Genomic DNA, 15,797 nt, shown 5'->3' with positions numbered 1-15,797 from the left:
GCAGTCCGTCGGCCGCACCGGTGTTTGTTGGGACAATGCCATGGCGGAGTCGTTCTTCGGAGCTTTGAAGAACGAATGGCTCCACCGCTACGTCTTCACCACGCACGCGAAAGCACGGGGCGAAGTCGTTCGATACATCGAGGGCTTCTACAACCGCCGACGCCTGCACTCCGGACTCGGCTATCGCACACCCTACGAAATCCTGCACCCAGAGCGGGAATTGAACCTCGTGGCATAGAACAACAACGATCACCCCGTCCGGAAAACGCGGGGCTCCTCAGACACACCCCACGGGCCGGCTTACGCGTGTCGCCACACACGGGCCCTGGAACACATCGCCGACCACCTCGAACTCGCCCGCTTGGTCGTCCCGCCCGACGACCTCCTCTGGGCGAGACTCCACCACCACCCGCCCTGACCGGCAACGACCCGCCCCCGGAGGGAGCCGACACCGGCCCCGGCGAAGCCCGACACCGGCCCCGAGACCTGCTTGCCCAAGACACGGCGCCACAACGAGAACCCGTCACCCTTCCCGACACCATCGCCGAACCCCGCAAAACACCAGGCCACAAAGCCGATCAGACCTGCGGACACCACCTGCGGCCACCCCGTACCGACACCCTGAAACCCGAGAAAAACCCGCGGTTACTTTACGACGCATCAATACATCACCGAGAAAACCCGGACCGTTCCCACGAAACCACGGAAACCCCAGGCCACCACCACCGGGCCGACCCCGCGAAACCCCCACCACCACACCCCGAAACCACCAACCCACCCGATGGATTCTCAACCAACACACGAAACCCCAGACCCGCCACCAACCCACCCCACCACTGAAATGCTCCGCCACACGGGAGGAGTGGCGGCCGATCCTGCGGTTCTCCACCCTGCGCGACCCCGTCGAGATCGCCCGCTCCGTCGAAATGCGCGTCGTCGACCCGCAATCGCGGAACTGGCTCCGCGGCCTGCGCGCCGCCGAGCGCTACCGCCGCAACCATCCCGACCTACGCGTCCCCCTCGACGCCGTCGACATCGACCACCACGACGTCAAGTTCCCGCTGGGCGGCTGGATCTCCGAACAACGCAGGGAATACGCCGCAGGGCGACTGAACACCAAACAGATCCAGAAACTGAACGAGTTGGGAATGGTGTGGTCGCTGCTCGACCAGGCCTGGGAGGACGGGTTGGCCATAGCGCGTGAATACGCCCGCGAACACGCCACGCTCGCCGCTCCGGGCGACGCGGTGATCGAGGGATTCCCCATCGGCAAGTGGCTGGAGACCAAGCGGGCCCAGGACCGCAAGAGCGGCCTCGACACCGCACGGACCCAGGCCCTCGACGCACTCGTCCAGGGCGAGCCGTGGAACCCACCGCACTGGCCCGTGTCCTGGCAACGACGCCTCACCTACACCGTCGAGTTCCTGGCCGCACGCGGCACCGGAGCCCGGTTGGACGACATCGCCCTCGACGTCGTCCACCGCGGCGAGACCATCGGACGGTGGGTCGCCCGGCAACGCGCCGGCTGGGACACGCTGGCCCAGGAGCAGCGCGAGCGCCTGATCGAGCTCGGGCTCACCCCACCCGGGACGGCCGAACCGGCGCCCACGGCGCAGCAGGCGGGTGAGGTGGTCGAGCCGGAGGGGCCCAAGCCCAAGCGGAGTCGGGAGCAGGCCTTCGCAATCGCGCTCAGCGCGGCGACCGCCTACCGGGAACGGGTCGGGCACCTCGAAGTCCCCCGCGGACACGTCGAAACCGTCGTCGCATTCGACGAATGGCGCGAAGAGGTTCGGCTCGGGGTGTGGATCACCACCACCAGAACCCGACGACCCAAACTCCCCGCCGAACGCATCACCGCACTCGACGCGCTCGGCATGCGATGGACATGAGACCGGATGTCGGGTTGGGTGTGCGGTCGGGGTCACATTCGGGCGGCGGTGTTCGTTGCGTTCGGGTGAACCACCCCCGCCGAAGGCCGGGTTGGTGTATCCGTGGGCAGGTGCCCTTCGCGGGGTCCACACACTCGCCTCGTGGCGTGTCGTGCGGGCTGTGCCCCGCGACACGCCACGAGGGGATGGCTCCGACCGCCGTGCGGTCGGAGCCATCCCGGGGTCGTCGCAAGGGTCACCGACCAGGGCAGGGATGCCTTCGAGGCAGTCCAAGACGAACGCGTTCAGGCTGGTGTTCAAAACACGGTCGATGGTTCCAGCGCGGGGGCCAGCGGCCGTTACGCAAGGAGCTCGAGGCGGTGGTACATCGCACGGAGTGCGTATGGATGGTTAGACGATGGTGTAGTTCTGCCATCCCCAGCCCGTTCGCAGGGAGCCGCTGAAGCCGTTCGGACCGCTCCCCCAGGTTATGTACATCGATCCATCGCCGGAATTATCGTAGGTCCAGAAGTCGGTTTTCCCGTCGCCGTTGGCATCGGTGGCGACGATGTACGGCTTGGTGGTACCCGGTAGTCCATCATCGATACGGACGCGATTGGGACCGACGCCCATTCCTGCTTCGGCGGTGTTGTGCTCGGCCCCGGCGTAGAGGAAAAGATCACCGGTGCTCTTGTCGCGAGCCCATAGGTCGGGGAACGTATCGCCGTTGACGTCGCCAGGGGCTGCGAGAGTCATCTGCTCCCAGCCGCTCAGGCCAAGAAGGATAGGCTCTCTGCCGGGGTAATCCATGATCAAGCCGGGACCCGAGCCTTGATAGAGCCACAACTGGCCGCCACTGCTGACCAAGAGGTCGGGGTATCCGTCACCCATCCCGGTGTCGTCTCCGGTGACGTTGCCGATCGCAAGGATCTGGTCGGCGTTCTGGAGGTGATCATTTGCCGGATCACGCAGGACGAAGGGCTGGACTCCATTGCTGCAGGCTACGCATATGTAGCCCTCGCCATTGTTCGGATGAACGTACAATTTGTAGGCGCCGGTTGCGGGGTCGAGGCGGCGGACCAAGACGTCCTCGTAGTCGTCGCCGTTCCAGTCACCACGGCGCGTCATCAGGTTGTTCTGCCAGTACTTGCGTCCGTCGGCATCGACAACAGTGCTCGCCGAACCCGGAGCGGCATGACCGCCGTCGCCGGTTCCAGGGTACATCTTGAGGTGTCCCGCAGGGTCAACGGCGAGCAGGTCGGTCTTGCCATCCCCGTTGAGGTCACCGGGTTTGTCAACGAAGCCCTGGGCATTGGCTCGGAAGTCGTAGGTTGTCACGTCGGAACGGTTGCCAGCTTCGTCCTTGGACTGGACGAACAGGGTGTGTGGGCCGTCGAGCGGTACTCGAATGTCCACGGTGCGGTCGCATCCGGCGCAGGGGGCCTCAGCATTGATGTGTTCCGGGTTCCAATCGGACCAGTACTCGTAGCTCCGGATGTCGGGTACACCGTTTGCGGAGAGGAGGAAGGCGCCGGTCTCGCGGGCCTTGCCGGTGGTGTTCTCGTCCGGGGTGAACTTGGTCGAGGTCACCTTCGGGGCTTCGGAGGGGTGATTGCGGTCGACGATGAAGTGGCAAATCGGAGTCCACGCGGACACGGCCCCGGAGGGGTCCTCGGCTCGGCTGAACCACGAGTAGGTGCCCGAGGGCAGTTTGTCGTCGGGGATCTCGACTTGGGCGGTACCGCCGCTGGAGACGGGTACGGAGGGGTAGAGGATGATGGGGTTGTCGCCGTAGGCCCAGATGCTGAAGCGGGCGTTGACCGTGCCGCCGTCGGGGTCTTCGACGCGCGAGCGCAACGAGATCCGTGCATCGCCGATGATCCCGAAGGGCGGGTCCTGGCCGCAGGGAGTCCAGGGACTGGTGGCGAAACTCGTGGGGGCCTTGGGCGGGGTGTTGTACTCGGTCGACATCACCGCGGTGGACGCGACGAACTTCGTCCAGGAGTTGACCGACGCCTCGTCATCGGCCCGTAGTCCCAGGGACCAGGACCACCAGTGGTTGGTCGCGGCCGACTGCGCGGCGGCGGTGACGTCCCATTCCACCGGTCCGCCGGGGCAGGAACTGCCCCCGCCCGCGCCGGTCTTGGCGGTGGAGATCTTGTTGCCCCACCAGGTGCCGTTGTTGGTGTTGTTCCATGTGACCGAGGAATTGATGGACGGGGTGTCGTAGACGGAGATGGCCTTCTTGGTGCACGACCACGAATGGTCGGCCCTGATCCTCAGGGTCGAAGAAACGACCCGGGTGTCCCACAGGGGCCGCGAGTCCATCTGGAAGAAGGACCGGGCGGTGCCGCCGGTATCGGTTTCATGGCCGACACGGGCCACGCTGGTCCACGTGTTGCCGTCTCCCTCGTTGAAGTTCGCGCCGTTCCAGTACGAGGTGTTCGGGTACGGCTTGTACGCGGTGGTCCAGTTCTGCATGGCGCCGCCGAACGTCGGATCGATCACGACCGGGAACACGGTGCTGCTCGCCGTGAGCAGGCCTTGGTCGGGGACCAGTTCGAGGGTTGTGCCTGAGATCTTGGCGGGGATCGGGGTGGTGGCCGTGGGCGCGTTGGCGCTGTCGCCGGTGACCGCAGCCTTGAGCAAACCTGTCATGGAGGGCGATTCCGGCGTCTTGCTGTCCCACATGTGTGGTTGCGAGCCTGAGAAGTAGGTTCGCCCCTTGTCGTCTTGGGCGCGCAGCGTCCCGTCCGGGCCAGTGCTCACCTCGACTCCCGTGGTATGGGTCTTGAATCTGAGTGTTGCCAGACGGGGGTCCCTGGCCGCTGCGGGGTTCTTGACGACCAACTGCTCGGAGAACGAGTCGACGTCGGCGGAGACGATGAGGTCGACTCCGGGCAGTACTTCGCTGTAGGTGGCGATGTTGCCGTTCAGTGTCGGCTTGGGGAGGGTGGTGTCCCAGGTGAACCCGAGCCTCCGGCCCTGGTTGTTCATCTCTACCAGCGGTTTGGCACCCCCGCCGGAGAAACTCATGCCGACGGTCGAGGCAACCGGCTGGACTGACCCGTCCGTGGCGAACCGCAGGGTGGCATCGGTCGGTACCCACTTGCCGGCTTTCTTGGTGCGTTGCGGGCGCAGGGACTGCTCGACAGTGAACGTGCCCGCAGGGTTGGCGAAGGTCTGCGTGCTCTCGGAACGTAGCGAGCCCACCTCGATCCGCCGTCCGGACCGCCGAGCCTCGGCTGCGGCCTCCGGTTGGGTGGCCTTCACGTTCGATTCGGTGGGCAACCCGGCAACCGTCTCGCGGGCGGACGGTGATGTGGGCGTGGGTGTCGTGGCTGTGGCGGGAACAGCGAGCAGGCTCACGCCCAGTGTCGCGGCCAGCGTCAGTAGGACGGGCGACCAGCGGTGCCTGGAAGGCGTGATGCGGTGCTCCGTTTTCAAGGGCACGGAGGGCTCCAGAGCGGACGTGAATATAGGGCAGGGAAAGTTAACTCATCTAAAGCCTTTCTGTGAATGTGCCCTGGATCACAACCCAAAGGAATTGATACAAGGCCACCGACCAAAAGGTTGCCCCGCTGGTTGCAAATTTTTCGAGCGATGGATTCGATGCAGCTGGATACCCATATGACTCGCATCACAGACGACCGAAATCGGTCATATAAGGAATAACGAATTGTGCACATGATCGACATTTTCCGCTTTTGCCATGATTGACCTGTGGCTGACATCACAGCCGGGTTACGTCGAACGATTAACAGGGCTTGTGAAGAGCCCTCGGCAATCAATAGCGTTCGGATTACTTTTCCGTTTCTTTCGACGACCTGTGCTGTTCCTACGCCAATCAGGCCTGCGTTGGGCCGCGAGGATTGGGACAGCCCTGGGATATGGGGCCGCCTTGTCCGTCCTCTTCGCCGGTCGCCCCGGCGGATCGCGTCGCCGTGCCCAAAGGTTCGGCCGCCTGAACTCACTCGTGTTGTCGATGCTCATGGCGTCGTCATTCCTATCCCCGGCCGCCACAGCCGCGACGGCCGACGACGGTTCGTCCGTCACACGCTCCGAGATGCCCAAGACCCCGCCCGTGCCGGTGAAACCCGTTCGCGGCAGCACGCCTGCGGGTGATACCGAGAAGGATTTCAAAGCCTCCAAGGTTTCCTGGCCCAAAGCCGAGAAAACAACCGTGGAACTGCTCGGCAGACCCACGATCGCCCGCGGAAGGACCGGGGCGCGAGATCCGGGCTGGGTACAGGCCGGGAGCCTGCCCGTCCGAGTCGGTTTGCTGGGGGACGGGATGCCGAAGCGCCCGGGGCTTCCGAGCAGCGTCGTGGTCGAGACGATGGACCGGAAGGCCACCGCAAGGGCCGGAGTCGACGGGCTGCTCGTGGAAGTCCGGCCTCCGATGGGAAGCGGTGGCCTCGCCGCCGTCGAGCTGGACTACAGAGGATTCGCGGCCGCGCACGGGGGCAACTGGGGAACACGCCTGACCCTCGTACAAATGCCGGAATGCGTACTCACCACACCCGACGTGCCCGAGTGTCAGACACGCACTCCGCTGCCTTCGCGCAACGACGCAAGCAAGGGCACCGTTTCGGCCGAGATCGACCTCGGTCGTGACGGCGCGCGATCTCAGGGCTTGATAACGGAAGCCGTGTCCCCCTTCTCGGCAAGTGGGATCCTCCTCGCAGCCGTGGCGGGACCATCGGGCGACAAGGGCGACTACAAGGCCAGCTCCCTCGCGGCGTCGGGCTCCTGGGCCGCTGGCGCATCCTCGGGCGGCTTCGCATGGACCTATCCGATACAGACCCCATCGACGCTCGCGGGTCCGCAACCAGTCCTGTCGCTTGCGTACTCCTCGCAATCCGTCGACGGTCGAACGGCGGTATCGAACAACCAGACCGGTTGGGTGGGTGACGGATGGGAGCTGGCCAACAACTTCATCGAACGCCGCTACAAGGGCTGCGCCGACGACATGGGGTCCGGCAGCGCCAACACGGCCAAGTCCGGCGACCTGTGCTGGTTCACCGACAACGCGGTCATGTCGTTGAACGGCACCACCACAGAGCTGGTGCCCGACGACGAGCATCCAGGGACGTGGAAACCGGCCCAGGACGACGGCGCGAGGGTCGAACGCCTCAGGGACACCGTCAACGGCGACGACGACGGTGAGCACTGGAAAGTCACCATGAACGACGGGGCGCAGTACTTCTTCGGCCTCAATCGACTCCCCGGTTGGACTTCCGGGAAGCCGGAGACGGCATCGACGTTCACGGTGCCGGTGTTCGGCAACAACGCGGACGAGCCCTGCCGAAAGAACGGCGACTACGCCGGATCTTTCTGTCAACAGGCGTGGCGCTGGAACCTGGACTACGTGGTCGACCCTCGCGGCAACGCAATGGCCTACTACTACGACCAGGAGAAGAACTTCTACGGCCGCAATGTCAACATGACCACCGGCAAAGCCACGGCCACCGAATACGTCCGCGGCGGTTGGCTGAACCGCATCGAGTACGGCCTCCGCTCCGACAACGTGTTCGCGCCGGCCCCCGCGCAAGTGAAGTTCGACGTCAGCGAGCGCTGCATTCCGGACTCCGCAGCGAAGATCACCTGCGACCCCTCACAGCTGAAGATCGATCCTGATCCGGCGAAGGACACCTCCAAGTACTGGCCAGACGTACCCTTCGACCAGAATTGCGAGACTGGTAAAGAGTGCAAGGGGAACTATTCCCCTACATTCTGGTCGCGTAAGCGGTTGACCACCATCACCACCCGCGTCCTGACCGGCGGCACCCACCAGGACGTCGACTCGTGGGTGTTCGGGCAAAAGTTCACCCCCACCGGCGACAGCGCGACCGAGTTCCCGCTCTGGCTCGAATCGATCGCACGCACCGGCAAAGCCGGCACGGGCGACCCGATAACACTGCCTCCGGTCACCTTCAACGGCATCCAGAAGGACAACAGGGTCGACGGCCTCAACGACGGCGCCCCACCCTTCATCCGCTGGCGCGTCAACGCCGTCACCACCGAAACCGGCGGCACGATCGCCGTCGTCTACACCGACAAGGACTGCACCAAGGACAACCTGCCCGCACCGGACACCAACGGCAGACGCTGCTACCCCGTCAACTGGCAAAAGCCGTCAGATACCAAGCCGACCCTAGACTGGTTCCACAAGTACGTCGTTACCCAGGTCCGCGAAGAAGACACCACCGGGGGCGCTCCAGCCAAGGTCACCGACTACGAATACGTCGGCTCCCCCGCCTGGACGAAGTCCACCGACGAATTCACCAAACCCGAATTCCGCACCTTCTCCGACTACCGCGGATATGAGACCGTCAGGGTCCGCACCGGCGCGAACGCCGACAAGCGCACCCTGAACGAGAACACATACTTCCGGGGCCTCGACGGAGCCCAAGTCCTCGACTCCCAGAACATCCCGAGCGACGACCACCCGGCATTCCAGGGGATGACCCGCGAGACCCGGTCCTACGACTACGACGGTGGGCCGTTGCTCACCGCGTCCACGACCGTACCGTGGCACTCACCCGCGACCGCGACCCACAAACGTGCTGGCCTCCCCGACCTCCGGGCATTCCAAGCGACGACCGGGAGCGAAGCAACGCGCACCCTCGTCGACGGCGGATCGTGGCGCCGAACCGCCAAGACCTCCGGCTTCGACGCATACGGCCTGGTCACCCAAGCCGACGACGCCGGAGACGTAGACGTCACCGGCGACGAGCAGTGCACCCGCTACGAATACGCCCGCAACACAGGCGCCAACATGGTCTCCCTCGTCTCGCGCGTGGAGAAGGTCGCCGTCGCCTGCGACAGCATGCCCACAAGGCCCAGGGACGTCATCTCGGACGAGCGCACCCGCTACGACGAAGGAGCGGTCGGAGCAACGCCGGTCAAGGGGCTCGTCACCGGCCGGGAGACGATCAAAGCCGACGGATCCGGCTACGACCTGACGAGCCGGACCTCCTACGACATCTACGGCCGATCGCTGTCATCCAAGGACGTCTTCGACGCGGAGACCACCACCGCCTACACCCCAACCACCGGCGAGATCCCGACCAAGATCGCGGTCACCGACCCCAAGGGCTTCTCCACCACCACGGAGTTCGACCCCCGCCGAAACGCCGCACCCACGGCGACGATCGACAGCAACCAGAAACGTTCCGACAGGGTGTACGACACCCTCGGCCGCCTCACCGCCGTGTGGGAGACGGGTTGGTCCAAGGCCGATCACGCGGACTACCCGAGCGCGAAGTTCACATACGACCTGTCCAACACTGCACCCACCGTCGTGACCACCCGGGTGCTGATGCACAACTCCCAGTACAAGGCCTCGTACGAGATCCTCGACTCTCAGCTGCGCCCCCGCCAGGACCAGACGCCCACCATCGGCGGCCGGCTGATCCGCGAGACGTTCTATGACACCCGCGGCTGGGTCTCCCGCGTCTTCAACCCGTACTACACCACCGGGGCACCCTCGCCGAGCCTGGCGACCGGCGATCCGTACGCGGTGCCCAAGTCGACCTGGAACGAGTACGACGGACAGGGCCGGGCCACCGCCGCCATCAACAAGTACCTGGGCCAGGAGAAGACCCGCGTCACCACCCTCTATGGAGGCGACCGCACCACCGTCCTCCCCCCACAGGGCGGGACCGCGCAGACCACCATCGTCGACGCACGTGGCAACACAACCGAATTGCGCCAATACACCAACGCCGATCGCACGACCTGGCACTCCACACGCTACGAGTACGCCGACCGCGGCCGCCTCACCAAGGTCACGGACGCGGGAAACAACGTCTGGACCAACACCTACGACGTCCGCGGCCGCAAGATCGCTGCCACCGACCCGGATCAGGGTTCCTCGACCAGAACCTACGACGCCGCCGACCGGGTCACGTCCATCACCGACGCCCGCAACGTCAAACTCACGATCGAGTACGACGCGCTCGGACGCAAAACCGCCGTCAAGAACGGCGACACCGTCCTCACCTCATGGCTCTACGACACGGTGATGAAGGGGCAGCAAAGCTCGTCCACCCGCTACGTCGACGGCCAGCCGTACATCTCCGCGGTCACCGCCTACACCGACCGATACCAACCCGTCACACAGACCGTCACCATCCCGGCGAGGGAAGGCCGACTCGCGGGCACATACACCTGGAAGCACTACTACAACGACCGCAACGGTGCGCCGGAGATGGTGGACCTGCCGGCCGTGGGGGGCCTGCCCGCCGAGACCATCCGCACGACCTACGACAACGCCCTCGGCCTACCCGTCGGTACCGCAGGGCTGGTGGCATACGTCCAGAACACCACCTACGACAACTACGCCTCCCCGATCCGGATCGACTCGTCGCTCCCCGGTAGAAAGGTCTACCAGACCTTCGGATACGACCCCCACGACCGGAAGATCCTGACGTCCAAGGTCACCCGCGACACCATCCCGGTCGACGTCACCGACACGTCCTACGGATACGACCCGGCAGGCAACGTCACCAAGATCGTCGAGAAGCAGGGCGCGGCCGCAGGAACCCCGCAGACCGACACACAGTGCTTCGGCTACGACGCGCTCCGCCGGATGACCGACGCCTGGACGGCCCTCGACAACTGCGGCACCGCCCCGGGATCGTCCCCGACCTCCGTCGTCGGAGGGCCGGACGCCTACTGGACCTCGTACGTCTTCGACGAAACGGGCAACCGCAAGACCGAATCCCACCACGGGATCAGCGGCGCAACGGACACCACCCGGACCTACCAGACGTCCGCACACCGACTCGACGGAATCACCACCACGGGGCCCGCCGGACCCACCGCCGAGTCCTATGGATACGACGCCGCCGGCAACACCACCCGACGCACCCTGCCCGGCAACGAACAGACCCTCGCCTGGGACCTCGAAGGACATCTCGCCAAGGTCACCGCCAACGGCAAGGAGTCCACATACGTCTACGACCCAGACGGCAGTCGCCTCCTGCGCCGCGAGCAGGACAAGACGACGCTCTACCTGGGCGAGGTCGAACTCACCTGGACCAAGTCGGACGACAAGGTCCTGGGCACACGCCACTACACCCACGGCGACAAGACCATCGCCGAACGCGTCGCCAAGCCGACCGGCGGCACCACCCTCACCTTCCTCGCCGAGGATCCTCACGGCACATCGCACACGGCGATCGACGGAGCGACGCAACAGGTCACCCGACGCAAGACCCTCCCCTACGGCGGCCCCCGCGGGGCCCAACCGCAACAGGGCACCGGGCCGGGACTCTGGCCCGACGACAAGGGATTCCTCGGGAAAACCGTCGACGCCACCGGCCTGCTCCACATCGGTGCCCGCGAATACGACCCCGCCGTCGGACGCTTCATATCCGTCGACCAGATCCTCGACCTCAGCAGCCCTGAACAGATCCACGGGTATGCGTACGCCGGCAACAACCCGGCCACCAACGCAGACCCCACCGGCCTCAGGCCGGATGATCACTTCGATCCCGACTGGAACGCCACCCACATGGCCGGGACGCCGGGTTGGGGGACACCGGCAGGCGGGACACCGGCAGCCGGGACGCCGAACGTCACCCCCTTTCCACCTCCCGGGTCCCAAAATCCCACCGGTGAGGCACTGCCGGGAGGAAGGGCCGGGGCACGACACAATCAGGCGGTGCGACTTGTCGCAGGGTATTTGAAATCGAGGTTTCAAAAGCCTGGCGTCATAATCATGATCGAAGTACCGGTACCGGGCGGAAACTACCACGGGACAAAATCCGCAGATGGAAAGGCAGACATCATCATGTATGAAGGAAACACCCTGTGGGTTTGGGAGGTGAAATCCTCCCTGACAGCCGAACCCGAGGGAGCAAGCCAGATCGCGACTTACGTCAGAGCCTTCCAAGCCCAAGAAGACACGTTTGGCACTGCTGGCAAGACGGTCAAGCCAGGCTTCAATATTCCGTTCCTCGCGACGGTGGATCTTGAAGAACCGAAAGCCGGCCCCGGCAAGAAAAAGGAATTCCTGATCGCTCAATCCACGAGAACACGACGCGGAAGCCCTTACACAGGCAAGGAGTACGAAGGAGTCGTCGGCTGGTGGACGAATAACACGGGAGGGCCCTCGGATCCGAAACTCAAGGAAGTCCCCGTTCGGGCACCGGCGACATTCAAAGTATTCGACTTCGTGGCGAATAATGGTGAAAATCTCGCCAAGGCGGCCGTCGTCACGGGCTTGGGATACATTCTCTGGGGAGCTGCCGCAGGCGGGGCAGCCGTAACCAATCCGGCCAACGGATGACCTCGAACCAGTAGTAGGTACGGCGTGGAGTGGGCGACGCGTCTAGCCCACTCCACGCCGCCACAGCAGCGAGCAACCCGATCCACGAGGGGACAATCACGTGAGCGAACACCATCTCACCGCCGAAGTGGTCGTCGCAACGGACGACGATAAAACAGCCGAGGACATCGCGCAAAAGTGGTTCGGCATTGCTATACGGCGCTTCTCGAACGAACCCGAACGATTCGCCAAGGAATCCCCGAAACCGTTCGACTTTCCATCCGCAAAATGGGGAGATCTCTCCAAGGTGTTCGGGAGTTGGTCGCGTTCACACCGAGACGCCATCCCCGTGGGCAGAGCTCCCCTCGGCAGGGAGGGAACAGCGGACGCGGCACGATTCCTCTCCCACGGCTACTCGGACCTGTCTCTGACCCTGTTCATTCCCGCACCGCCGGGAGAAACGGAATCCGACGGCCGCTGGGCGAAGTTCGACTTCGAGGCGGAGTGGCCCGTCTCAGGATCCTACAGAGTCTCGTTTTCCATCGAGGAGGATCTGTTGCTCGATCGCGAGCACGGTAAGGCGACACAGGATTTTCTCGTCGATCTTCTTCGGGAATTCAGTACGGGACTCGACACACGATTCGGCCAGATCGGCTACTGGCAGAGCCTCGGGAGGACGGGACTGGAAATGTCGCTTCCGTTTCCGTACGGCAACCCGGCAAGAAATCGGCTGGTCGACGACGAGATGATCAGGGGATACTCGTGGATCACGATGTTCCCGGAATCCATCGCGGATCGGCTCGGAGGTTTCGAGACATTCGCCGCAGAATCATTGCATGAGGTTTCCCGGATCCCCGGCGGTGGCATCCTCGTGCGTGCCTGTGAGGACTACCGGAACTATTATCCCGGTAGCATGCGCGAACTCTGGAGAATCCTGTCCCCCGTATTGCCGCCATCCACTCCAAGAGAGGCCCCCCTTTACCCGGGTGAGAGCCCCCTGGGAATCGTCTATTCACTCCCTGTGGGGCATGCGAAACCGTCCCCTTGAGCGACAGAAACCGAATGTTCGAATCAAGGAAATAGGGTCGTCATCAGTGCATCGACGGCATTGCCGAGCGACAGAACGTCGAGCGGGTTCCGAAGTCAGGCAACGACCTTGGACACGACCGCGTCGCCCGCCCTCGCCGCTCCGTCGTAGAAGTCCCTGAGTCGGTCGAGACCCCGCACGAGGCGATCGGCATCGTCCCGCTCCCAGGTGACATTGGCCTTGCCGACGAAGGCGGCCTCCGCGGCGTGCTCGGTGCCCCAGCCCCGAATCCACTCCTCGTAGGGGAGGCCCCGCAACGACTCTGCGGCCTCCCTTACCTGATCGGGCAAGCGTACGAACACTTCCACACCGATGAACCCGTAGTCCGGGTCCTCTTCGCCTTCGACCCGGGGCTCCCCGCCATAGACCGCGCAATCGTCCTGGTCGGTACGTCCGGGGGCCCCGCGGGTGAGCGTGAAGTGCATGAGCGCATCCAGGTTCACAACGCTCACGAGCAGCCCCCGTTCCGCCAGCAGCTCGTGCTCTTCGTCGAAGCGAGACGGAAGCAACGCAGCCAGCTCACGTGGCGAGCACTCGGACAGAACGGATTCGGGAACCCTGCGCCAATAGAAATCCACACTCACCAAAGAACCCCTTACTCGACCGCGTCCATGGTTATGAGCAACCGCGCCTGCGGAGCCGCAGCCGTATGGAGTGCCTGTGGTAGAGCAGACGCGAAGCCATCTCCGTGATCCTATCGAGCAGTCATGTCGGGGGACCCCTCATGGTGGCCGGAGCCGCAGCCGGCACTCCGTTTGCGTCGTCGTCACCGTGGCAGGGCGTGCGTCGTCCACCTCGCCGATGGTTGGTCCTCGCCTTCGTCACTTCGCTGGCCTCGGCTGCTCGACCTCGACGCCGTACCACGATCAAGGCTCGTGTGCCCCGAGAGCCGGGGCCAGCCAACACACCACTCCTCCAACGACGCTACCGAGGGCATGCTCCAGACGAACGACGGCTCCACCCGAGCCGGGGCCATCCTCGAGACCGTCGGACCGAAGCCCGCGCCACCTTGCATAACAAGGTCGCCCGCTGCGCGGCCGCTCGCGGACGCGGGCGGCATTCCCCACCAGGAAGAGTAGGCGGGCTTGATTTCCAGCGCATGAGCGTGCCATGGCCAACACGCGGGGCACCGGTACGTGGGTGGCTGCTGGGCCCACGCATAAGGGGACCGAAGCACTTCCGCGCGTCGGCGCCGCCTTGGCCGCCCGGCCTCACAGCTCCTCACAGCTGCCTCCCGGCGGCCGTCTGTGGGCCCGCGTACTCCGAACCGTCCCCGGCAAGGCCCCCGGCCGGGTCGGGGCACGGTCGCGTGTCACCGGCGGGCCATGGGGCCTCGGGTCCTTGTCGGCGTCGTCGACGGAGGTTGCGTGCACAAAAAGCAACGTCACAGCCACGCAGGGCTTCGCATGTCGGCTGCGGAGATAGCTCGACGTAATCGAGGTCGACGCTCGACGAGCACAGTTCGCCAGCGCGGCCTTCCACGACCCTATATAGACAATCGATAGACCTATGTAGAGTAGCTACACGGCCTGGTTTCTACTGGGAGGAAACTCGGGCGGTCGACATAGGGGATATAAATGCTCATTTCATGCTCAGAAGGAGGGACAGCGTGAGGGTCAACGTCACCACGACCGTGGCGAAGGTCCTTCGCGTCTTTGTAGAGGACCCGCAGCAGCCGCGGTACGGCATGGAGATCATGCACGCCGCGCACTTGGCGAGTGGATCGCTGTACCCGATCCTCGCCCGTCTGGAGAAGGCCCATTGGATCGTCGGTTCCACCGAGGACATCGACCCCAAGAAGGAGGGGCGGCCGGCCCGCCGCCACTACACCATGACCGGCGAGGGCCTCCAGGCCGCCCGCCAGGCCCTGGCGGAACTCCACGAACTCACCCGGGCCCCGGCGCCGTCGCCGGGAATCTGGCTCCCGGGACCACAGGTCAAGGGGGAACACGGATGACCGCTTCCCCTGTCCCGTCGACGCCTCTCGCGAACTCGCGTGAACCGCGCGTCGGTTCGCCGCTCGGGATCTCCTCGGGCGGCGCGAACAGGATTGGAGTACCCATCACATGAACCGGGCGCAGGACGGATGGGATGCCGTGTTCGTCGCGTCCCAGGGCGGGGGTCCCGCGTTCCTCGGGGCGACCAAACCCGAGTGGGTCGTGGGGATCGTCGTATGTGTGGCCATCGGGGCCGTGGGTGACCGGACCGAGCAGGGAGATGCCGTGGTTGTCGCGTGCGTCGATGACTTGCTCGGCGGTGACGTATGCGCTGTCGACGAGGTGCTCGCCCGGGCTCAGATTGCGCCGGGCGAGGCTGTGGTGGACCCGGTTGGTGGTGTCGATGTCCGCCTCGGTGGCCGGCACCGTTGCGACGTAGGTGATCANGTGCGGGCCGTCCTCGTCGCAGGTCTCGGTGAGTTGGGCCTTGTATCCGGTCCACCCGACGCCGCGCTTGGTGCAGTAGCGGGCGTCGAGATCGTAGGGCGAGACGATGGCGGTTCCGCTCGGAGGGCGACCGTGTTCCTTCCCGTCACGCCAGTGCAGACCGTCCGCGTCCAGGTGGT

At 64.8% G+C, this 15,797-nt stretch carries 7 protein-coding genes; 5 read left to right on the top strand and 2 right to left on the bottom strand.

Annotated elements, in window-relative coordinates; all coding sequences use genetic code 11:
• Positions 1–238 (top strand): integrase core domain-containing protein (locus tag A3IC_RS0105970; protein ID WP_020549149.1); only part of this gene is annotated, 238 nt, incomplete at its 5' end.
• Positions 239–926: 688 nt separating this feature from the next.
• Positions 927–1,889 (top strand): helicase associated domain-containing protein, encoded by a 963-nt coding sequence (locus A3IC_RS52790; RefSeq protein ID WP_020549147.1) that lies wholly within the window; start codon positions 927–929, stop codon positions 1,887–1,889.
• Positions 1,890–2,279: 390 nt separating this feature from the next.
• Here A3IC_RS52790 and A3IC_RS52785 read toward each other — a convergent pair whose 3' ends face one another.
• Complete coding sequence (locus A3IC_RS52785) at positions 2,280–5,321, bottom strand: VCBS repeat-containing protein (RefSeq protein ID WP_158695826.1); 3,042 nt, start codon at positions 5,319–5,321, stop codon at positions 2,280–2,282.
• 613 nt (positions 5,322–5,934) lie between these two features.
• Here A3IC_RS52785 and A3IC_RS52780 point away from each other — a divergent pair.
• Together A3IC_RS52780 and A3IC_RS68365 are read left to right on the top strand one after the other, a co-directional pair.
• Entirely contained in the window at positions 5,935–12,168 is a 6,234-nt protein-coding gene (locus A3IC_RS52780; RefSeq protein ID WP_158695825.1) for an RHS repeat domain-containing protein, read from the top strand.
• Positions 12,169–12,268: 100 nt separating this feature from the next.
• Entirely contained in the window at positions 12,269–13,195 is a 927-nt protein-coding gene (locus tag A3IC_RS68365) for a hypothetical protein (protein WP_158695824.1), read from the top strand.
• 95 nt (positions 13,196–13,290) lie between these two features.
• Here A3IC_RS68365 and A3IC_RS0105945 read toward each other — a convergent pair whose 3' ends face one another.
• Positions 13,291–13,818, bottom strand: a complete 528-nt coding sequence (locus A3IC_RS0105945; RefSeq protein ID WP_158695823.1) for a DUF1877 family protein — start codon at positions 13,816–13,818, stop codon at positions 13,291–13,293.
• Between the two features lie 1,025 nt (positions 13,819–14,843).
• Here A3IC_RS0105945 and A3IC_RS52775 point away from each other — a divergent pair.
• Positions 14,844–15,191: a PadR family transcriptional regulator gene (locus A3IC_RS52775; protein WP_205354784.1), complete on the top strand. Its 348-nt coding sequence runs from the start codon at positions 14,844–14,846 to the stop codon at positions 15,189–15,191.
• Positions 15,192–15,797 lie beyond the last annotated feature (606 nt).

This window comes from Embleya scabrispora DSM 41855, assembly GCF_000372745.1.
Taxonomy (GTDB): Bacteria; Actinomycetota; Actinomycetes; order Streptomycetales; family Streptomycetaceae; genus Embleya; species Embleya scabrispora.
This window is presented reverse-complemented; position numbering and strand designations above follow the sequence as displayed.

Coding starts and splice junctions, on each gene's coding strand:
- A3IC_RS52780 (WP_158695825.1), top strand. CDS start 5,935: ATGCCCAAGACCCCGCCCGTGCCGGTGAAACCCGTTCGCGGCAGCACG.
- A3IC_RS52790 (WP_020549147.1), top strand. CDS start 927: ATGCGCGTCGTCGACCCGCAATCGCGGAACTGGCTCCGCGGCCTGCGC.